This window comes from Limnohabitans sp. (assembly GCF_017848645.1).
Lineage (GTDB): Bacteria > Pseudomonadota > Gammaproteobacteria > Burkholderiales > Burkholderiaceae_C > Limnohabitans_A.
Map to the genome: position 1 here is coordinate 1 of NZ_JAFEIF010000050.1, position 19,490 is coordinate 19,490.

Annotated in this window: 13 protein-coding genes and 2 pseudogenes; 3 read left to right on the top strand and 12 right to left on the bottom strand. The window is 61.1% G+C overall.

From position 1 onward, the window contains the following. The 3 genes and pseudogenes from QZ190_RS11515 to phaP form a co-directional block, all read right to left on the bottom strand. Positions 1-1,094 (bottom strand): annotated as a pseudogene (locus QZ190_RS11515) (hypothetical protein); the annotation flags it as partial. Positions 1,095-1,214: 120 nt separating this feature from the next. Next, positions 1,215-2,003: an enoyl-CoA hydratase/isomerase family protein gene (locus tag QZ190_RS11520; protein ID WP_291916410.1), complete on the bottom strand. Its 789-nt coding sequence runs from the start codon at positions 2,001-2,003 to the stop codon at positions 1,215-1,217. Positions 2,004-2,093: 90 nt separating this feature from the next. After that, complete coding sequence (gene phaP, locus QZ190_RS11525) at positions 2,094-2,651, bottom strand: TIGR01841 family phasin (protein WP_291916412.1); 558 nt, start codon at positions 2,649-2,651, stop codon at positions 2,094-2,096. A 233-nt stretch (positions 2,652-2,884) separates the two neighbouring features. On the opposite strand from phaP, the gene QZ190_RS11530 reads away from it, so the two are divergent. After that, on the top strand, positions 2,885-3,484 hold the full coding sequence (locus tag QZ190_RS11530) for a hypothetical protein (RefSeq protein ID WP_291916414.1): 600 nt from the start codon (positions 2,885-2,887) through the stop codon (positions 3,482-3,484). 10 nt (positions 3,485-3,494) lie between these two features. On the opposite strand, the gene QZ190_RS11535 is transcribed toward QZ190_RS11530, so the two are convergent. The 5 genes from QZ190_RS11535 to mdeB all read right to left on the bottom strand — a co-directional run bounded on the left by QZ190_RS11535 (position 3,495) and on the right by mdeB (position 9,142). Further along, positions 3,495-4,430, bottom strand: coding sequence for an alpha/beta hydrolase (locus QZ190_RS11535; protein ID WP_291916416.1), 936 nt, complete (start codon positions 4,428-4,430; stop codon positions 3,495-3,497). A 163-nt stretch (positions 4,431-4,593) separates the two neighbouring features. Beyond that, a complete protein-coding gene (locus QZ190_RS11540; protein WP_291916418.1) occupies positions 4,594-5,817 on the bottom strand; it encodes a serine hydrolase in 1,224 nt (407 codons plus the stop codon). Between the two features lie 21 nt (positions 5,818-5,838). Beyond that, positions 5,839-6,162, bottom strand: coding sequence for a toxin-antitoxin system HicB family antitoxin (locus QZ190_RS11545; RefSeq protein WP_090139738.1), 324 nt, complete (start codon positions 6,160-6,162; stop codon positions 5,839-5,841). Next, on the bottom strand, positions 6,159-6,407 hold the full coding sequence (locus tag QZ190_RS11550) for a toxin HicA (RefSeq protein ID WP_053169106.1): 249 nt from the start codon (positions 6,405-6,407) through the stop codon (positions 6,159-6,161). Before QZ190_RS11550 ends, QZ190_RS11545 begins: the two co-directional genes overlap by 4 nt. A 137-nt stretch (positions 6,408-6,544) precedes the next feature. Then, positions 6,545-9,142 (bottom strand): alpha-ketoglutarate dehydrogenase, encoded by a 2,598-nt coding sequence (mdeB, locus tag QZ190_RS11555; RefSeq protein ID WP_291916424.1) that lies wholly within the window; start codon positions 9,140-9,142, stop codon positions 6,545-6,547. 102 nt (positions 9,143-9,244) lie between these two features. Between mdeB and QZ190_RS11560 the strand changes: the two genes are divergently transcribed. After that, entirely contained in the window at positions 9,245-9,712 is a 468-nt protein-coding gene (locus QZ190_RS11560; RefSeq protein WP_291916426.1) for an Lrp/AsnC family transcriptional regulator, read from the top strand. Positions 9,713-9,842: 130 nt separating this feature from the next. Here the strand turns inward: QZ190_RS11560 and QZ190_RS11565 are convergent, their stop codons facing one another. From QZ190_RS11565 to QZ190_RS18140, 4 genes and pseudogenes are all read right to left on the bottom strand, one after another. Beyond that, positions 9,843-10,454: a PolC-type DNA polymerase III gene (locus QZ190_RS11565; protein WP_291916428.1), complete on the bottom strand. Its 612-nt coding sequence runs from the start codon at positions 10,452-10,454 to the stop codon at positions 9,843-9,845. Positions 10,455-10,597: 143 nt separating this feature from the next. Next, entirely contained in the window at positions 10,598-12,217 is a 1,620-nt protein-coding gene (locus QZ190_RS11570; protein ID WP_291916430.1) for a ShlB/FhaC/HecB family hemolysin secretion/activation protein, read from the bottom strand. A gap of 44 nt (positions 12,218-12,261) precedes the next feature. After that, positions 12,262-18,111, bottom strand: a complete 5,850-nt coding sequence (locus tag QZ190_RS11575) for a YDG domain-containing protein (protein WP_291916432.1) — start codon at positions 18,109-18,111, stop codon at positions 12,262-12,264. 27 nt (positions 18,112-18,138) lie between these two features. Continuing rightward, positions 18,139-18,264: pseudogene (locus QZ190_RS18140) on the bottom strand (ESPR-type extended signal peptide-containing protein); the annotation flags it as partial. A gap of 216 nt (positions 18,265-18,480) precedes the next feature. Between QZ190_RS18140 and QZ190_RS11580 the strand changes: the two are divergent. Beyond that, entirely contained in the window at positions 18,481-19,152 is a 672-nt protein-coding gene (locus QZ190_RS11580; protein ID WP_291916434.1) for a metallophosphoesterase, read from the top strand. The last annotated feature ends 338 nt before the right edge of the window (positions 19,153-19,490 follow it).

Here is a 19,490-nt window from a genome sequence, read left to right on the forward strand (position 1 = left end):
GCAGCAGATGGTGCAGCAGGCGGTGCCGCAACGGGTGCCACCGCAGCAGGTGCTGCAGGTGCTGCAGCCGCCGCAGGGCTGGCGGGTTTGGGCGGATCCTGGGGTTTGGCTTCGGGGGCAGGCACCCCCCTGATCTTGTCGATTTGCTTGAAGACCCAATTTTTCTCTTGCGCGGCCTGCGCTTTTTCTTCGGCAATCTGCGCCTTCAAGGCAGCGATCTTGTCTTGCAGCGCACGCTGCTCGGCGGCCTTGGCCTCCTGGGCCAAGCGCTCGGCCTGCACCCGGGCGTCTTCGATGGCCTGCAGTTTGGCCGCCTCTTCAGCAGCCTCGCGGGCCACGCGGTCTTTTTCCTGCTGGATGCGCGCGGTCCTGACCGACGCGATCTCACGCACCCCGGAGCTCCAAGGCAAATTCTGCAGTTGCCTTTGGATAGCGGCTTCGCGCGAAATCGTTTGCACCTTGCCGTTCACGCTGGCCGTGAAAAAGCCTTCGCACCGGGTTTTGACGCCCGCCACGGTGCAGGCATGGCCTTGCGGGCTTTGCGCACCCCAGGCTTTGGGCCGGGCCAAAAACGCCTCGCATTGGGCAAAGGCCCGGTCAATTTTGGCGTCCTCGCCGCTGGGCTGCGGGTCATTGAAGTCAAACCACTCGGGCCGCACCCGGTCCAGCTCGAACGCGGTGCGCAGGCAGTCGGCCTTGGCTGGCGGCAGTTGCGCCTGCATGTTCGCCCACACGGCCCGTGTCAGGGCGTTGCTGCTGACCACCTTGAATCGGGTTTCACCCTGGGTGGGGCAACCATTGACGACCTGGTCATTGATGCGCCGAAACTGACCCTGCCAGCGCACCGTGACGGTCTCCTCATCCTGCGGCGTGATGGCAATGGGCGCGTCAAAGAATGGGGCTTGCACCACCCGCTCCACATCGGCCTGACCGGGCACGCTGATGCGCAAATTGCAACGGGTCTCGCCATTGACCACCCGGGCCGCGACCGGCACGGTCTGGGTTTGTCCGGCTTGCAGCACGTACTGACCCGCCCACACCCCAGGCGCAGCGCACAGCCACAGCAAACCCGCCCACCCAACACTTGATCTCATGGCACACCCGTCTACAGAAAAAACATCCCACACACCGTATCGACAGCAAAGCGCCCAACTTGATAGCGCGGTGCACGACCAGGAGTGCAGGGTACAGACCTGCTTGAGGTGGACCCGCGTTCAGCGGCCGGTAAAAACCGGCGCTCTGCGCTGGGCAAAAGCCGCCCGGCCCTCGGCGAAGTCGGCACTTTGGCTGGCGCGTTGTTCGCGCTCGCGCATGCGGGCCACGTCCCCCAGCCCCGCCTCGATTTCCCGGATCGATTGCTTGGTGTCTTGCACAGCCACGGGGGCCAGCGCCAACATGTCGCGCACCAGCGCCTGCTGCGTGGCGGCCCAGTCGCCCGGGCCGACCAGCGCCTCGAACAGGCCCAGGGCCTCCAGTTGCCGGTCGGTGAAAGGCCGGGCCGTCAAAAACGCCCGCTTGGTGGCGGCCAGGCCAAAACGACTGACATAGCGCTGCAAGCCACTGGGGTAGTAATGAAGGCCCAGCGCCGTGGCCGGCATGCGCCACTCGATGCCCAACAGGCCGATGCGCAGGTCGCAGGCCAGCACCACGTCGGTGGCCCCGCCATAAACACTGCCATTCAAGGCGCACACCGTCACCGGTCGCATCGCGGCCAGGGCATCCGGAATCTCTTCAAAAAAAGTCGAGCCATGCCCAGGCTCATCAAATCCGCCAATGTCATAACCCGCGCAAAACACGGGCCTGGGCTGGCCACTCGTGTTGGCGGTCAGCACCAGCACGCGGACGGCCGCATCGCGGTTGACGGTGTCAAAGTGCGCCAGCAAGGCCTTGAGGTCGGCGTTTTCCAGCCGGTTGCGCTGGGCCGGGCGGTTCAAGGTGATGGTGGCCACACCGCCTTCAATGTGAAGAATGGGCACAGATGCAGGCGAGAGGGTGGGTGACATGTGAGTGGTCCAAAACAAAAAGGGTGTCCAAAGACACCCTGATTGTAGAAAGCCGCCCCTGAGTTCAGGATCGGCTCATGAAGTCAAGGCTCAAGCCTTGGCTTTGGCCTTGCTCATGGCGGCCTTGACCGAGGCTTCGGCTTGGGCGGTGGCGGCCTTCACGCTGGCTTCAGCGCTGTCAGCGGCTTGCTTGGCCACTTTTTTCAGGGTCTCGGCAGCGCTTTGGCTGGCTTCGTAGGCGGTCTTGAACACGGCCACAGCGGCGTCAGAACCGGCGGGGGCGTTCTTCAGGCTGCTTTCGACCAGGCTTTTGACAGCTTGCTCGGATTCGGCCATTTTGCTTTCGACGGCCTTGGTGAACTCGGCGCCAGTGCTGTTGGCGATGTCAGTCAGGTGACGGCCGTAGGACACCGACTTTTCGAAGGCGGGCTGGACCAAAGCGGCTTGTACAGCCATCAGGTCTTGAGGCGACTTGGCGGCCATCAGGGCTTGCATGTTGGCGAAAGACTCGCCCACAGCGGCTTTGCCAGCGGCCATGTTCAGCTCGACCAGGCGCTCGAAACCGGCGAAAGCCGATTGCGACAGGCCAGCGGCCACGTTCAGGTTGGCTTGCTGGGTGGCGGTGAATTGTTCAGTGTTGAAGTTCATGGTGTGTTCCTTGAGGAGGTTTTGTTGCAATGCAGCAATTTGAACAGCACGGACCACCCGTTGCAAGGGAAAACCCGCACTTTAGAGTCCGCTCTCCAATTGATGCGCATGTGTGAGCAGGCACGCTGATGCCATGGGGTGTTTCATGGGTCCGGCAAGGCTTTTGATCAGCGCCTGCGCCGGGCTCACTACACTTGGCGATTCGGCCAATTCGGCCCGCACACCTTGCACGTATGGAATTCATCAGTCTGCTCTTCGTTTTGGCCTTGGGTATCCACTGGCTCAACCTCCAGGGACAGCGCAAACGCACGGCCTTGCTGGCCGAGCAATTGCGCCCCTTCCACATCGAAAAAAACATGGCCCAGCTGACCGGTGCCTACATGCGGGCCTTGGGCGAATCCGACCCCGAGCGCCAACAGCACATCCTGCAACTGCAGGGCGATGCCGAGCAGCAGCTGGCCAGCGAGTTCCAGAATCTGGCGCGCGAGTTTGCCAAACTGCCCGCCCCCGTGACGCGCGGCTTCAAGCTGGCCCTGCCCTACATCGACCAGCTCTCACCCAAAGCCACGTTTGACATGCGCCGCCTGATGGAGGTGCACGCCCAAGGCATCGAGCGCACGGTGCGCAACCCGCAGGGGCTGGCCCCCAAGGAGCGGTCCTTTCGCATGATGGGCGAGATGTTTTTGATGCAGCACAGCTGCCACTGGTTTTGCCGCGCCAAAACCATCGCCTCGGCCCGCATGGTGGCCCAGCACCAGACCCGCTACGAGCAGGCGATGGACGCCGTCAGCCCCGAAACACGTCAGGCCTATCTGGCCGTGGTGCAGGGCTGATCAGGCCTGATCAGTCCTGCTTCCAAGCGGTGCGCAGCGCCTGGGCGCACAAGGCCACCGCCGTGTTGGCCTCCTGCAGCACCCGACCCATGGTGATGAAACCGTGGATCTGCCGCTCAAAACAAATGTATTGCGCAGGCACACCCGCCCGGCTCAGGGCATCGGCGTACAACAGGCCCTCATCGCGCAAAGGGTCAAAACCTGCCGTCAACACAAAGGCTGGCGGCAAGTGGGCATGGCTGCTGGCCAGCTGCGGCGATGCACGCCAGTCCAGCGTGTCTTGCGGCCCGCGCAAGTAGTTGCCCGAATACCAGGCCATCGAATCGCGCGTGAGCATGTAGCCTTGACCGTTGGTCTGGTACGAGGCGGTCTCTGGGGCCATGAGGGTGCTGGGGTAAATCAACAATTGCAGCACCGGCTTGAGGCCCAAGTCACGCAGGCCAAGGCAGGCCGCAGCGGCCAGGTTGCCGCCCGCGCTGTCGCCACCGATGGCGATGCGGGCCGGGTCTATGCCCAAAGCCGCTGCTTGCGCAGCCACCCACTGCCAGGCGGCCACCGCATCGTCGTAGCCGGCCGGGAACTTGTGCTCCGGCCCCAGCCGGTAATCCACCGCCACCACCACGCCATGGGCTTGCTGGCACAAGCTGCGGCACAGCACATCGTGCGTGTCCAGATCGCCCACCGTCCAGCCGCCGCCGTGCAGGTACACCAGCGCGGGCAGGGCCTGGCTGGCCCCGGTCGGGTGGTACACGCGCACCGCAATGTCCACACCCGAATGCTTGAACGACAGGTCCTGCACCCGCCCCACCTCGGGCGCATCAGGCTGGGTGAAGCTGCGCCGCGCCCGGTAAGAGGCCCGCGCCTCGGGGGGCGTTTGCGTGTGAACCGGGGGAATGCCCTTTTCGCTCAACAAAGTCATCAGGGCTTGGGCTTGCGGGTCGAGCATGAGGGCACTCCTGTGGGTTGGGTTTTGTGGGGAACGGTGAGATTCGAAGGGGCTCAAAGGGGCGAGTGGCCCATTATGGCAACGCCAGCGGCTTGTGGAGCCCGTCCTTCATCGCCACTGTCCTTTTCATACCCGTCCAACAGGCGGTCCGAAACTTTCGCTTTCAGCGCTGACTGCGCTTGGCTGCGGCCTCGGCAACTTCGGCATCCACGGCCTGCTGCACTGCCACGTAAAAAGCCTCCCGGGCGGCTGTGGCCTTCGGGTCGGTGGCGTTGTTGCCCCAGTTGGCGTTGGAGGCAATCACGAGCTTGCGCGCCGGGTCAATGAAGATGCCTTGGCCGAAGATGCCACGGGCGGCAAAGCTGCCGTCGTCGTAGGTCCACCACTGGTAGCCGTAGCCGCGCCCGGGCTGGCCAATGCCGGTGCGCGAAGTGGTGGCTTCTGGCAACCAGCCTTCGGGCAAAGTGGGCTGGCCGTTGATAAGCGCGCCATTCAAGATGAACTGCCCGAAACGTGCGAAGTCTCGCGTGGCCGCTTGCAGGCAGCAGCCACTGATCTCTTGCCCGGTTTTGCTCAGCATCCAGGTGGCCTTTTGTTCCATGCCAACGGGCCGCCAGATTTTTTCAGACAAGTAGTCCGACAGTGTTTTTTTCGTGGCCCGCGCAACGAGCACGCCCACCAAATTGGTCTCGCCCGTGCTGTAAAGCCAGCGGGTTCCGGCAGGCACGGCACGCGGCAGCTTGCGCAGGTAACTCACCACGGCGTCCTCGCCGCCCTTGGGCTTGTGGTTGTTGAACTGGGCCACGTCGGATTTCGGGTCGTCATAGTTCTCGTTCCAGGCCACACCCGAAGTCATGGTGAGCAACTGACGGATGCTGACGTCGTCGTAGGCCGAGCCCTTCATTTCGGCGATGTAATCGCTGACCTTGTCGTCCATGCTTTTGATGTGGCCATCGCGCACGGCCATACCCACCAAGGTCGAGGTCAACGACTTGGCCACAGAAAAACTGGTCCAACGGCCTTCGCTGTCAAAGTCGAGCCCGTAGCGCTCCAGCCGCACCTGGCCGTTGTGCAGCACCATGAGCGCCGCACTGCGCTGCCCTTGCATGTAGGCGTCGATGTCCATAGGCAGCGCCAGCGGCGCGCCGGGGGGCAAAGCAGACGCCGTGTCACCCGCAGGCACCACGCGGTGCTTGGCCAAAAAAGGCAAGCGGTCCAGCGCCCGAAATGCCGCATCGCGCTGCGATGTGCTCCAAAAAAGCAGATCGGTGTTGGTGGGGAACGCCGCCAAGAAACCCCGTGTTTCCTTGTCCAGACTTTGCCAACCCAAGGCACCCGCGCCAAAGATGGCGGCCAGACCGATGAGTGCAATTTTTTTGAACTTCATGATGGGTAGCTCCTGGCTTGTTCAGGCCGATAACTTGGCGCTGGCCAGGCGGTTCAGGCTGACGCCCTGTTCGGCAGCCAACAGTGCCAGATTGCGGTGAACAAGCGGCGGAATGCGGACACGGAACTCACCGCTGTAGCTTTTGTCGGCCAGCGCCACGGGGACGGGTTCGCCATTTGACAGCATGTCGGCGACGACATCGCCCACCAACTTTTGGATGCCTTTGAGCGCAGCTTCGGGCGTTTTTGCCAACCAGCTCAGAGAAGCAAACTCGGTGCACAAGCCCACATGCTCGCCATCTTCTGGCGACCATGTCACGCGGTAGGTGTAGTGTTGAATGTTCATGATGGACTGCCTAATTTTTCGATCGCTTGAAGCACTTGTCTGACTTGATAAGGCTTTGCCTTGCCTTTGGCGTTCTGGATGTTGACGCGTGGATCGCCTGGCCAAGGTGTCTTGAAAATGGCGTGGCTGCTTCCGTCTTGCCTGGGCTTGCCGAAGTAGGACACACACACCTTCTTGAAGTCATTGAAGCTGACATTGCCCGGTTCCCGGCGCATCATCTCCAGAATTTTTTCGATTTGTGCCATGGCCATTATGGTGCCATTATTGACACCACGCGTCAACCAAGGTTGAAACTGAACTTGATTGCAGACAGTTCAACCGACCGATGCGGTTCGCACTGACACCTCATTAGGGGTCTCAGTGCACTGTGCTCCATGTCGAGTTAAGCGGCCAAAGCCCGCGTTGCCGCTTGCGCAATGCTGTCCGCGTCCACCGCGAAGAAGCGGCGCAGTGCGGCCCGCGTGTCGCTGCGGCCAAAGCCGTCGGTGCCCAGCGTGCGGTAGCGGCGGCCTTCGGGCACAAAAGCGCGAACGCTCTCGGGCACGGCGCGCACGTAGTCGGTGGCGGCAATCACCGGGCCTTGCGTGCTGGCCAGCAGTTGCGCCAAGTGGCTGGCGTTATCCGCTTGCGCCATGCCGTCTCGCGCCAGCTCGCTCCAGCTGGTGATGCTCAGCACCTCCACGCCCAACCCTTGCGCGGCCAGTTGCTGCGCGGCTTTGACCACTTCGGTCAAGATCGCGCCAGAGCCCAGCAAAGTCACTCGCTGGGCGGCATCGCTCGGGCCGTACACGCCAAATCGGTAGCCCCCGCGCAGCACATCGGCCTCCACGCCCGCAGGCAAGTCGGGCTGGGCGTAGTTCTCGTTCATCAAGGTGACGTAATAAAACACGTCCGCTTGCTGCTCGACCATCTCGCGCATGCCCGCGTCCAGAATCACCGCCAGCTCGCCCGCAAACGCCGGGTCGTAGGCCTTGCAGTTGGGGATGGTGGCCGCCACCAAGTGGCTGCTGCCGTCCTGGTGTTGCAAGCCCTCGCCGCCCAAGGTGGTGCGGCCCGAGGTGGCGCCGAGCAAAAAACCGCGTGCCCGCTGGTCGGCGGCGGCCCAAATGGCGTCGCCCACGCGCTGAAAGCCGAACATCGAGTAATAAATATAAAAGGGCAGCATGGCCAGGCCGTGCACGCTGTAGCTGGTGGCTGCGGCCGTCCAGCTGGCGATCGCGCCCGCTTCGCTGATGCCTTCTTCCAAAATCTGGCCGTCGGTGGCTTCGCGGTAGCTCAGCACCGAACCAATGTCTTCGGGCGCATAACGCTGGCCCACGCTGCTGTAAATGCCCACCTGTTTGAACAGGTTGGCCATGCCAAAAGTGCGCGCCTCGTCGGCCACGATGGGCACGATGCGCGGGCCCAAGGTGCTGTCTTTGAGCAAGTTGCCCAGCATGCGCACAAAGGCCATGGTGGTGCTCATCTCTTTGCCGTCGGCCTGCAGCGCAAACTGCCCATAGTTGGCCAAGGCCGGCACAGTCAAACGGTCACACACCGTCTCGCGCTTGGGCAAGCTGCCGCCCAAGCGGGCGCGGTGTTCGCGCAGGTAACGCATCTCGGCGCTGTCGTCGGCGGGTTTGTAAAAGGCCAAGCCCTTGGCCTGCTCGTCGCTCAGCGGCAAGTCAAAGCGGTTGCGGTAGTCGATCAGGTCTTGCTCGTCGAACTTCTTTTGGCTGTGCGTGGTCATCTTGCCTTGGCCCGCGCTGCCCATGCCAAAGCCTTTTTTGGTGTGCGCCAGGATCACAGTGGGTTGGCCACGGTGCGCAGCCGCTGCGGCATAGGCGGCGTGAATTTTCACGATGTCGTGCCCACCGCGCTTGAGCCGGTCGATCTGCTCGTCGGTCATGCCCTGCGCCAGCCGCGCCAGCTCTTCGTTTTGGCCAAAGAAGTTGTCGCGGTTGTAGCGCCCGTCCTTGGCTGCAAAGGTCTGCATCTGGCCATCGACCGTGTTGGCAAAAGCGCGCAGCAAAGCGCCCGAGGTGTCGCGCGCCAGCAGGCCGTCCCAGTCGCTGCCCCAGACCAGCTTGATCACGTTCCAGCCCGCACCGGCAAACAGTTTTTCCAACTCGTCGATGATGCGGCCGTTGCCGCGCACCGGGCCATCGAGCCGCTGCAAATTGCAGTTCACCACCCACACCAGATTGTCGAGTTTTTCGCGGGCGGCCAAGGTCAGCGCACTCATGCTCTCGGGCTCGTCCATCTCGCCGTCGCCAAACACGCCCCACACCTTGCGGGCGCTGCAGTCCTGCAGCTGGCGGTGCGTCAGGTAGCGCATGAAACGCGCGTGGTAAATCGAGCTGATCGGCCCCAAGCCCATCGAACCCGTGGGGAACTGCCAAAAATCGGGCATCAGCCAAGGGTGCGGGTAGCTCGACAAACCGCGTGCGCCGCTGTCGGGGGCGGTGATCTCCTGGCGGTAGTGCATCAGGTCCGCCTCGCTCAAGCGGCCTTCCAGAAAAGCGCGGGCGTACACACCCGGCGCGCTGTGCGGCTGAAAGAACACCAAGTCGCCCTTGTGCTGCTCGGTGCGGGCGTGGAAGAAATGGTGAAACCCGGTCTCGAACAAATCGGCCACGCTGGCGTAACTGGCGATGTGCCCGCCCAGCTCGCCATAGGCCTGGTTGGCCCGCACCACCATGGCCAGCGCGTTCCAACGCATGATGGCCACCAGCCGCTCTTCGGTGGCCAAGTCGCCGGGGAACACGGGCTGGTCATCGACCGCGATGGTGTTCATGTAGGGCGTGTTCAGCTCGGGCTGCCAACCCGTGCGCTGCTGGCGCGCCACGATGGCCAGCTCGTCCAGAATTTGACGGGCACGGGCTGGGCCTTGGGTGCCGATCAGGGCCAGCAAGGCCTCGCGCCACTCGGCGGTTTCTTCGGGGTCCACATCGTGGGGGTGTAACAGCGCGTGCAAGAGGGGTTCAAAAGGTGCGTTCATGCATGGGACTGTACCGGGCAGCGCGGCGCATGTGCTGCCTATTCAAGCCACCATATCCTTTATTTAAAGCACAATATGCCGAAATCAAAAGGAATTCAGCACATGGTTCTGGACAACGTGGATTTAAAGATACTGGACGAACTGCAGCGCGACGGTTCGCTGTCCAACGTGACGTTGGCCAAACGCATCGGCCTGTCGCCCTCGCCGTGCCTGGCCCGCGTCAAGGCACTCGAGAGCAATGGCGTGATCCAGCGCTACGTGGCGCTGGCCAGCGCGGCGGCGCTGGGGCTGGGCCTGACGGTGTTCATCTCCATCAGCCTCAAGACCCAAAGCAAGGAAACCCTGGCCGACTTTGAGGCGCACATTGCGCGGCACGACGAAGTGATGGAGTGCTATTTGATGACCGGCGACAGCGACTACCTGCTGCGCGTGGCCGTGCGCGACATGGCGGCGCTGGAGCGCTTCATCCTGGAGCAGCTCTCACCGATCCCGGGGGTGGAAAAAATCCGCTCCAGCTTTGCGCTCAAGCAGGTGCGCTACAAAACGGCGCTGCCGCTGGGATTGGGGTGAACTTTGCGTGAGTTTTTGCTGATATTTTTGCGACTTTGAAAATTCATCCAAGTCTTTGTCGCATATGGATTTTTCAGGGGTTTCCTCGATCTTTTTGCGACTTTGACTGCGACTTGAAATCCGCTTTTATTCAGCCCTGCGCCCGCGCCTTCAAATACGGCCCCACCATGTGGCGGCTGGTGCGTTGCAGGCCCATGAGCAAAGCGTGGTCGGCCTGGGTGCAGCCGTAGCGGGTTTTCAGGTCGTGCTGCATCTGCGCCAGCAAATGCGCGGCCATCTCGGCATCGGCCAGCGCCCGGTGGGCGCGGCCTGACGAGGGCAAATGGTGCATCGCGGCCAGCGTGCCCAGCTTGTGGTTGGGCGCTTGCGGGTACAGGCGGCGCGACAGCAGCAAAGTGCAGGCAAAGGCGTGCGAGCCGTCTTGCCCGCAGCGCGCCAGCTCGGCCTGCCAGAACTTTTTGTCAAAGGCCGCGTTGTGCGCCACCATGGGCCGCCCGCCCACAAAGCGGGCCGCCTCGCGCATCACCTGCTCGGCCGGGGCAGCGGCCTGCACCATCTCGTTGGTGATGCCCGTCAGCTGGGTGATGAAAGGGTTCACCCGCACCCCGGCATTCATCAGGCTTTGGTAGCGGTCCACCACCTGCCCACCTTCGAGCATGACGATGGCCACCTCGGTGGCGCGGTCGCCCATGTTGGGGGAGATGCCGGTGGTTTCGAAGTCGATGATGGCGATAGGGGTCATGGGCAACTGACGCTGTGTGCGTTCAAATCAGGCGGCGAAGCTTACCCGAAGCAGCACACCGCAAGGCAATGCCCCAACCGCGGTAACGAACGAATAGACCCCCACACCACGCAGAGCGTGGCATGCAGCAGGACTGTACGACCTCAAAAGCTGTAACTGAGGGCCATGTTCAAACGCAATGGGTTGGGCTTTGACTCGGTCAATTCGCCCGCCTGGGCTTTGCGATATCCACCCATGCCCTTGGCCAAAGACGTTTGCAGCGATGCCGAACCCACTTGCGCCTGCCACGTCAGCCCCACCGCCTGAAGGCTGTAGCTGTCATTGAACACACCGGCGGGTGCCTTGAGCCAGGGCTTGATTCGCCCTGCATCGTAGAACACACCAACCCTCTGCCCGAACGACCAGCTGTACTGAACATCCAAGGAGGCTACGCCACCCCGATCACCCACACCATCTGCGCTGGTGTAGGCCCTCACCGCTTGCAAACCGCCCAAGGCCATGCGGTGGTAACTGTCCAAATTGGACTGCCCCCACTGGGCCTTGGCCTGCCAGCGCCACAACCAGCGACCGGCATGGTCCAGGCGACCTTGCTGCCGCCCCGACAGTTCCACCCGGGTAAAACGACCCAGCGACGCAGCACTGCCTATGTTGCGATCGTTGTTCCCCCAAACCACCATCGCGTCCAGACGCAAGGCATCGCGCAGCAATCGCTCGTTGTCCAGACTCCAGCGCCAGCGCAACTGACTGTCCTGCACATCCGAAACCAGTAAATCACTTTGACGCAGACGGCTGCTGGCATGGCGGCGGACCACCTCCAACCTGGACTGCCAAAGCAAGTCATCCCAGTGAGCGAACAAATGCGTCAGGCCCAACCCCAGCTCGTCTGAAACAGCAAGCGAAGCCGTGCTGCCCGAGGCCAGTGTGCGACTGTCTGATCGGCTACCCCACACCGACCAACGCCCACCCAAAACAGTCGCCAAGGCCTCTTGCTCAGCGCGTACATATTTCACGCCTTCAGATGCTTGCAACGTCACACTGGCCGTCGAAGAGGGCAAAAGGCCCGGCATCGCCCAAGCACCGACCATTTGGGCACGTCCATAGGCACTGAGCCCATGGTTGTTGGCCTGCACCCATGGACGAAAACCACCCTCTTGCTGAAGCGAAGACGGACGCACATGGATGTGCACATCCATCAAGGCCGGGCCGGCCGGGCGCAACACGGCCTCCAGACTCAGAGGCACATCGTGGCTGGCCATTTCCAGGCGCTGGTCCAATGCATGCATGTTCAGCTCAGCCCCCAGCTCAATGCCCGCCAACACGCGGCTACTGATCAAATCCCGATAACGCTCGGCCAATTGGGGGTCCGGCACAACAACCGACACACGCCTGACCTTGGGCACCACAACGCTCACCTGCAATAACTGCCCACCAGACTGACCCGGCAAAACCTCCAACTGAACCTCAGCCACAAAACCTTGCACGCGCAATTGAGCTTGAGCCCAAGCCCAAAAAGCCTGCAACTGCGACGCCGACACGGCTTGACCCAGTGCATTGCGCCAGTAGGCCTGCATCTGCGAGGCCCTTGGCCCGCCCAAGATCCGCACTTGTTCCAGGCGTTGCACCTCCTGCCAGGGTGTATCGGACAACTGCAAAGATGCATCTTGGGGGGGCACGGTGAAAGCAGGGGGCATCGTCTGCTCCAGCAAACGCTGCAACTGTCCTGCATCTTGCGCTGCTGCCGACATCACGGTCAGGGATAACACGCTGACCCCAGCCCATCGGATGGAACTTGTTCCCAACTTCTTCATCATGGCGAAACCTTAGCTGCCGGGGCCCAACACAACTGCACACTGCCCCAAGCCATGTCATTGCGGCACTCACAAAGCTGCGCTTGTGGCAACACAAGGGCCACCTGAGGCACCAAGGCGGGCATGGGTACGCAAGCCCGTTCTTGGTTGGATCCACGCCCTTGGAGCATCCCGACCGCTGCGCCGCTGGTTTGCCAGCCCGTGGCCATGACGCGGGACTGACCCCAGTCTGTGCGTTGGGGTATCGCAGGCCAAACAAGGTCTTTCGCCGGAGGGGAATCTGGCGTTTGCGTTGGCGTTGGCGTTGGCGTTGGCGTTGGCGTTGGCGTTGGCGTTGGCGTTGGCGTTGGCGTTGGCGTTGGCGTTGGCGTTGGCGTTGGCACTGGATCTGGATCAGGAACAGGCGCAGGAAGAGGCTCAATGACCAAATCGGCGTTCGTGATGCTCACCTTATAGTTCGTCAAATCCCTGCCTGTCACCTGCAAATTCGAGACATAACTGCCAGCGTTCTGCCCGGAGGCCAAACCCGTTATCACAATGTCATCACCCGACAAAAACCCACTGCTCGAAGGTGCTGCCTGATGTTGAGCTTGACCATTGAATGTCACACGCGTGGGTGTGGCCTGCACGCTGGCACTGGCCTTATTGATGGTGCTGGTGGTGTTGTCCACGTAACGCACGCTGTAATTGTTGCCGTTGTTACCGTCATCCACGCTCACGCCTTGCACCGTGACCGTGCGATCGCCCAATCCGGCCTGTCGACTGGTGAACAACAGCGTGCCGCCTCGGATTGCATCGTCCGCAAACAAGCGAGTGTCTCCCGTGATGCGCACCGCACCCAGGGCCTGCGTCGTCCCATCATAGGTTTTGACCACATCGGTGCTGGTGATGCGCAGCGGCGCTGGCGTGATCACGCCATCCTCTCCGCTGTAACTGCCACTGCCCACCAGGAAATAATTGGCCGCATCGGCACCGCCGAGCGTCAAATTACCCAAGCTGTAACCCAGGCCTGTACCCACATGCCTCTGGCTGTAAGCCCCAGTGCCCGAAACAAATACCTCGTCCAATGACAATTTTCCCGTCAAGCCCAAGCTCAGGTTTTGCATCGCTGTGCTGCCGTCGTAGGTCTTGCTCACGCCCGTAACTACCGGACTCAAGGACACTGGTGTCACACTCAAACTGCCAAAGAAATAAGGCCCACCACTGAAGTTGACGCCTGACACAACGGGCGCGGCATCACCCAGCGCGTACTGGCCGACAGGAATCCACCCTGCACTGCTGCGCGCTGCAGGCGTGCTTTGCGCACTGACCGAACCACCCCGGTAAGGCGCAATTCGCACCGACACCTTCCCGCCCGCACCATCATCAAAACGCGTCACCCCATCGCTGCTGACTGACGCCAGCGTCTTGATCAAGTTGTCTTGGCCATCCAGATAGCGAGCGGTGCTGGCATAAACAGGTGCCGTGCCATAGGCTGTTTGCACATTGACCGTTTCCACCACCAACTGGTTTGCAGGAACCACCCGAAAGTCACCGGGCACAAAATTGATCCGGTAATTGGTGGCGCTGAGCCCGGCCGCTTCGATCACACCCTTGTAAAGGCCTGCGGATGTGTCCGTGCTCGCATCGCGCCGCGTCAAGGACAGCGTTCCCGTGAGCACTGAGGCATCCTCGCCTGCCACAAAACCAGCGTAGAGTACCCCCCGAAAATTCAACGGGTCAGACTGCGTCACGAACCTGTAATCATCTTGTGCCTTGATGGTCAATGGCGCAGGCGTGATGCTGCCAACCGCCGTGGCGGTGCTGACCGTGTAATTCCCTCCGCTGTTGCCGTCGATGATGCTGTAAGCGTTCACCATCAAGGTCGACTGAGCAGTTCCCGACACATTGGGGTCCATGAACTGCTGGCTCGCCTGCACCGTATCGGTGGCTTGCAAGCCACTGACCTGGACCTCAGCACGCGAATTGACCGATGCATCGTAGACCTTGGTGTCAGCGCTGGCCACCAAGCTCAGGCTCGCTTTATCGATGGCCAAGCTACCGTGCTGCACGGTCACGGTGTAGTTGCTCTGGCTGCCAGCCGTCACGGTGTTGGTGTAACTGCCAGCATTGCGGCCTGAAGCACCCGAGGCGCTGACGTTGACCAGGTTGTCCACCGTGTCAGTGCCTTGCAAACCACTGACACTGAAGCCGTTCACACTTTGTGTCTGACCGTTGTACGTGACCCTGTCGCTGTTGCCCGTCACGGTCAAGGCCGCTTTGTCGATGATCAATTGGGCATCGCTGATGCTGATTTGGTAGTTGCCGACATCGGAACCGCCAACTTGCAAAGCCGAACTGTAAGTGCCTGCATTTTTGCCGCTGGCCAAACCGCTGACCTGGATGTCATCACCCGCGATGAAGCCACTGCTGGAGGCGCTCTCCTGCTGTTGTGTCGCGCCGTTGTAAGCCACTTTCGTGAAGGCACCCGTCACGCTGGCCATGGCTTTCGTCAGCGTGATGCTGGAGCCCGTGGTGCTCAACGCGTTGTAGTTGGCAGCCAAGCCGCCGTTGGCACTGGCACCCAGGCTCAGTCCGGTCAGGCTGCTGAGTACACGGTTTTGGTTGTCCGCCACATGCCGACTGGCCAAATTGGTCACATCGCCACCGCCTGCTACGGAGAAAGTCTCGCCAGCGACGCCAGTGGCCGTGAGGTACTGACCTGCAAATGCGGTGCCACCGTCGTAGGTGCGGCTGCCGCTGAGCGTGAGGTTGGCCTTGTTGATCGTCAGCACACCAAGTACGGTGGTTTGCACATAGCCCAAACTGCTGGTTAAGCCACTGCCCGTGATGCTGTAAGTGCCTGCATTTTGAGCGCTTTGCGAAGTTCCACCGTATACAGGCGTTCCCGTGACGCCCGGACCCGTGTCACCATTGAGCCATGTCCCACTGCTGACATAACCATTGCCACCGCTAAAGCTTTGTCCATCGTAGGTCTTGGTGACATCACTGAATGTGAGAACGTAAGCAGGTGCTTCTCGGTAGACGGCATACAAGCCGCTGCCCAGTGCAGCGGTGTAGTTGCTTGTGTCCTTGTCGCTGTTGTAGCGAAAGCGCCCGCTGCCCGAACCGATCAGGCTGGTCAGGTTGGCGTTGCTGGTGTTGCCGGTGAACAGTGTGGTGCGCCCGCCAGTACCTGTAAAAAAACTGAAGCTTCCACCAAGCTGGATGTCACCGCCGGCAACCGTACCCGCTTCGCTGGATGCACCCGCGTTCAAAACGATGGCCGAGTCGGATGTGTTGCTGGTGCTGACCGCCTGGGTCACGCTCAAGTCGCCACTTTGGGTCTCCACGGACACGGTGCCACTGGCTGTGATGCCATGGGTGCTGTTGACGCTGCCGATCGTCACGGCATTGGCATCTCTATAACTCACGGCCAACGTATTCGCTGCCAGCGTGGTTGCATCGTTGGCGGTGTTGTTGAGCGTGAAACTGGTGTTGCTGCCCAACAGCTCCAGCTGTTTCGTCTTGAGGGCTGCGCTCTGGGTCGCGCTGCCACTGCCCGCCAGATTGATCGTGAGGTTTTTCGTACCGGTGGTGCCCGTTTGCAAAGCGGCATTGATCGCCAGATTGCCCCCACCCAGCAAGGCCAAGTCGCCATTGGCATCTCCCGTGGTCAGCACCTGACTGACTGTCAGATCACCCGCCGTTGCACTGCCGATGATGGTTTTCAGGGCACTGATCTTGGACATCTCGCTTGTGGATATCCCCAACGTCCCTGAAGCGTCTGCCGCCCCCAGATCCAACTTCACGCCCACCGTACTGTTTTGCAAGGTGACGGTGCCTCTGGCTGCATTGACTGGGGCCAGAATGGCCATCCGGTCTGCTGTCAGGACCACATTGGCACCCTCGCCCGTTGCAGTGATGGCCCCGGAACCGCTGGAATTGATCAGGCTCAGGTTCTTGCTGCCTGCATTGAGCTTAATGTCTGCGGTGGCCAGCACTTTGCTGGAGTCCTGCACGGAGATGCCATCGACGCCACTGGTCGTTGTGCCCATCATTTCCACGCTGCCGCTGGTGGCCTGAATCAATGCGCCGTTGTAGGCCAGCACACCAGCTGCGCTGGTGCTTTTGCCTTCAACACGGATACCAGACGCTTGGACTTGCGCAAACTGCCCAGTCGTTGATGGATTGAACTGAACACCATTTCCACTCGAACTGGAACCCGTCAAATAGAGATTACCTGTCGCGTTGATGTTGCCGTTGTACACGTACACGCCAGTGGGTGTGGAAGTGGCGGTACCGGCGGTGATGACACCGGTTGCTGCGTCGATCTGCCCCCCCGTGTTGTCCATGGAAACGTGCTTCCCGGTCAGCGTGCTGGCGCCGCGAATCAGGATTTGACCACCCACGGTTTGGTACTGCACATTGCCTGTGGCTCCAGCATTCACATGGCTGGCCTGGGTGACTGCACCGGTTCCGCGCGTCGATATCTTGATGTTTCCACCATTGCTCGTGATGGCCGCATTGTTGATCACTGCCCCTGTGCTTGCGCCATTTCCCGCATCCAAGGTGACATTCAACGAGCCGCTGGTGGCCGAGATCGTGTTGTTGACGTCGATGTTCCTGTCCGCCGTGAGGGTCAAGTCAGCGCTTCCTGTGCCGCTGGACTTGGTGATGGCGCCAGTGACAAGGATGTTGCCCACCGTCCCTTGCCACGTTGGCGCAGTGATGCCGTTGACCGTACCCGCTGTGCTGATGCTCACGGAGGTCCCGCCGTTGAGCGCCGCATTGACTGTCGCATTCGAGATTTGTGAATAGCTGGCCTGCGTTGCCGTCCCGGTGTTGTTGATTTCAATGTCGTAAGGGTCGAGCAGCCACTCACCCGCCTTGACCTGCACGCCATCGACCTTGAGCAGATCACCCGATGTCTCAACAAAGCCACCTCGGCTTTCAAGTCTTGCACCAGTCACATCTGTGGCCTTGGCCAGCACGCCAGTGTCCTCATCCCGCCCAATGACAATGTCGCCACCGCGTGCCCTCGCATCGCTGCTGTTGGCGGTGATACGTCCATCTACCAGGATCTGTCCGCCATCGGTCAGCAGGTGCACAAGTCCGGCTCGGTCGCCACTCACATCGACCTCACCCGATTGGACCACTCGCGCGATCAAACCATCCACCGCAGCAGCCTGCATATAGACCTGACCGCCTTCTGCCACCAAAGTGGCACCAGGCGCGTTGCGCACCTGCACATTGACCGTGGCGGGCATGAGCGCGAGCTTGATGCGCCCGGTTTGCGTGAGCGGCAGCTGAACAGTTTCGGCCGCACCCAAGCCAATCGACCCTTGGGGTGCCACCACCCGCCCTTCGTTGGTCACTTGTGCACCGAGCAACAGCACATGCCCACCCGCCCCCACCTCGATGCGGCCCTGGTTGCGCACTTCACCTGTGCTGCCCTGGCGTGAAAAACGCATGCGTCCCTTGGCAAAATCTTCGTCGCTGATGCCCAACGTCGACGCGGTGAAGGCCGACGCGTTCACACGCCCATCACTGCCAAACAGAATGCCATTCGGATTGACCAGCACCACCTGACCGTTGGCCTGCAACTGCCCCAAAATCCGACTGGGGTCAGCGCCCACCACACGGTTGAGCAACACCGCATCGGCACCCGGTTGAACCACCTGCACGCGCGCATTGCGGCCAATGTCGAATGACTGCCAATTGATGGCCGCTCGCGTCGAATCCTGCGTGACCTGCATTTGCGCACCGGACACATTCACTTGCGCCTGCCCCAGCACAAGCTGCGCGCCCTGAGGCAAATCAGCGCCACGCACCTGGGCCAGCGCCAAAGTCGTCGACAACCACGACATGCACAGCACCCCCACAAAACGCCTGGCCCTCATGCCCACAGAAGGGCCCGCGATACCCCCACGATTTCCACCCCGCACGGCGACATGTTCCGCCACAGCCACCACCACACCCCGACGGCGGGAAAAAACGGTTATAAAGCAATATTTGTTCATTTCACAATTTTTTCAATCCAATACATTTAATTCAATAATATCGAATGAAAAAACATCTGACATCAACCGATCGTCGTAATCCGATCGATCTATATGACGCACCCAGCCGGTTAAAAACGAAACATGTGTGAGTGGTGAAGACCCAGCAAGACAACGGCGTCAAAAGAATGTGCAACTTCTAAAAAATCATGAACCACAACGCATAGACTGCGCTCCATGCACCCCGGCCCCCTCCTCTTCTGCGGCGACCCCCACGGCCAGTGGCAGCACATCATTGATGCGGCCTTGCAAACCCGCGCCCGCGCCGTGATCTTGCTGGGCGACCTGGAGCCTGCACGGCCGCTGCACATCGAGCTGGAGGCCATTTGGGAGCGGGTCTGGTTCATCCACGGCAACCACGACACCGACCACGCAGACAACTTTGGCAACGTCTGGCACGACGATGTGAGCGAGCGCAGCCTGCACGGCCGCGTCGTCACGCTGCCCTGCGGCACGCGCATCGCCGGGCTGGGCGGTGTGTTTCGTGGTTCGGTGTGGTACCCCAAAGACCAGCAAACGCCCAAGTTTCGAAACCGCGAAGACCACGCCCGCGTCACCCCGCGCCAAGACCGCTGGCAAGGCAGCGTGCACCTCAAGCACTGGTCCAGCATCTACCCCGACGAGTTGGAACAACTGGCCACGCTGCAAGCCGACATCCTCATCACCCATGAAGCGCCCGGCTACCACGAGCACGGCTTCAAAGCGCTGGACACCCTGGCCCGCCGCATGGGCGCGCGCATGACGGTGCACGGCCACCAACACGACAACCTCGACAGCAGCGCCCACTGGGACGCGCAAGGCTTTCAAAGCTTTGGGGTGGGGCTGCGGGGCGTGATGGCGTGGCCTTGAGCCTGATGCCTTTTAGCGATGTGCGGACACATCGAGAACAAGGTCAGGTGTCGTGTTCGATCCAAACACCGAAACCGTCATGCCATCGCCCTGAAAAGCAGCCCCCAAACAGTGGCGTTGGCCTCCATCCGGTAGCACAACAGCCATAGTGTCGCCAAAGTTACCAAACTCAGTGGCACAGATTAGTTAGGAATCATTGGATAACTTACGGGTTTGGATCAGGAAATGCTACGAAAACTTCAGGTAGCGGGTAAACCCCTAAAAAAGTCAACAACCAAACGATTGTTTTGTCGCAGTCCAATCGATAGCATGAAGGGGGTACACATCAATTTCCGCCA

Excerpts from the sequence above, each read along its gene's own strand:
- QZ190_RS11575 (WP_291916432.1), bottom strand. The coding sequence starts at position 18,111 with ATGTCGTGGTTGTCGACGACTTTGGCGCTGGCCCAGGTGCGTGGCGCT.
- QZ190_RS11535 (WP_291916416.1), bottom strand. The coding sequence starts at position 4,430 with ATGCTCGACCCGCAAGCCCAAGCCCTGATGACTTTGTTGAGCGAAAAG.
- phaP (WP_291916412.1), bottom strand. The coding sequence starts at position 2,651 with ATGAACTTCAACACTGAACAATTCACCGCCACCCAGCAAGCCAACCTG.
- QZ190_RS11565 (WP_291916428.1), bottom strand. The coding sequence starts at position 10,454 with ATGACCCCTATCGCCATCATCGACTTCGAAACCACCGGCATCTCCCCC.
- mdeB (WP_291916424.1), bottom strand. The coding sequence starts at position 9,142 with ATGAACGCACCTTTTGAACCCCTCTTGCACGCGCTGTTACACCCCCAC.
- QZ190_RS11545 (WP_090139738.1), bottom strand. The coding sequence starts at position 6,162 with ATGAACATTCAACACTACACCTACCGCGTGACATGGTCGCCAGAAGAT.
- QZ190_RS11520 (WP_291916410.1), bottom strand. The coding sequence starts at position 2,003 with ATGTCACCCACCCTCTCGCCTGCATCTGTGCCCATTCTTCACATTGAA.
- QZ190_RS11550 (WP_053169106.1), bottom strand. The coding sequence starts at position 6,407 with ATGGCACAAATCGAAAAAATTCTGGAGATGATGCGCCGGGAACCGGGC.
- QZ190_RS11540 (WP_291916418.1), bottom strand. The coding sequence starts at position 5,817 with ATGAAGTTCAAAAAAATTGCACTCATCGGTCTGGCCGCCATCTTTGGC.
- QZ190_RS11580 (WP_291916434.1), top strand. The coding sequence starts at position 18,481 with ATGCACCCCGGCCCCCTCCTCTTCTGCGGCGACCCCCACGGCCAGTGG.
- QZ190_RS11530 (WP_291916414.1), top strand. The coding sequence starts at position 2,885 with ATGGAATTCATCAGTCTGCTCTTCGTTTTGGCCTTGGGTATCCACTGG.
- QZ190_RS11560 (WP_291916426.1), top strand. The coding sequence starts at position 9,245 with ATGGTTCTGGACAACGTGGATTTAAAGATACTGGACGAACTGCAGCGC.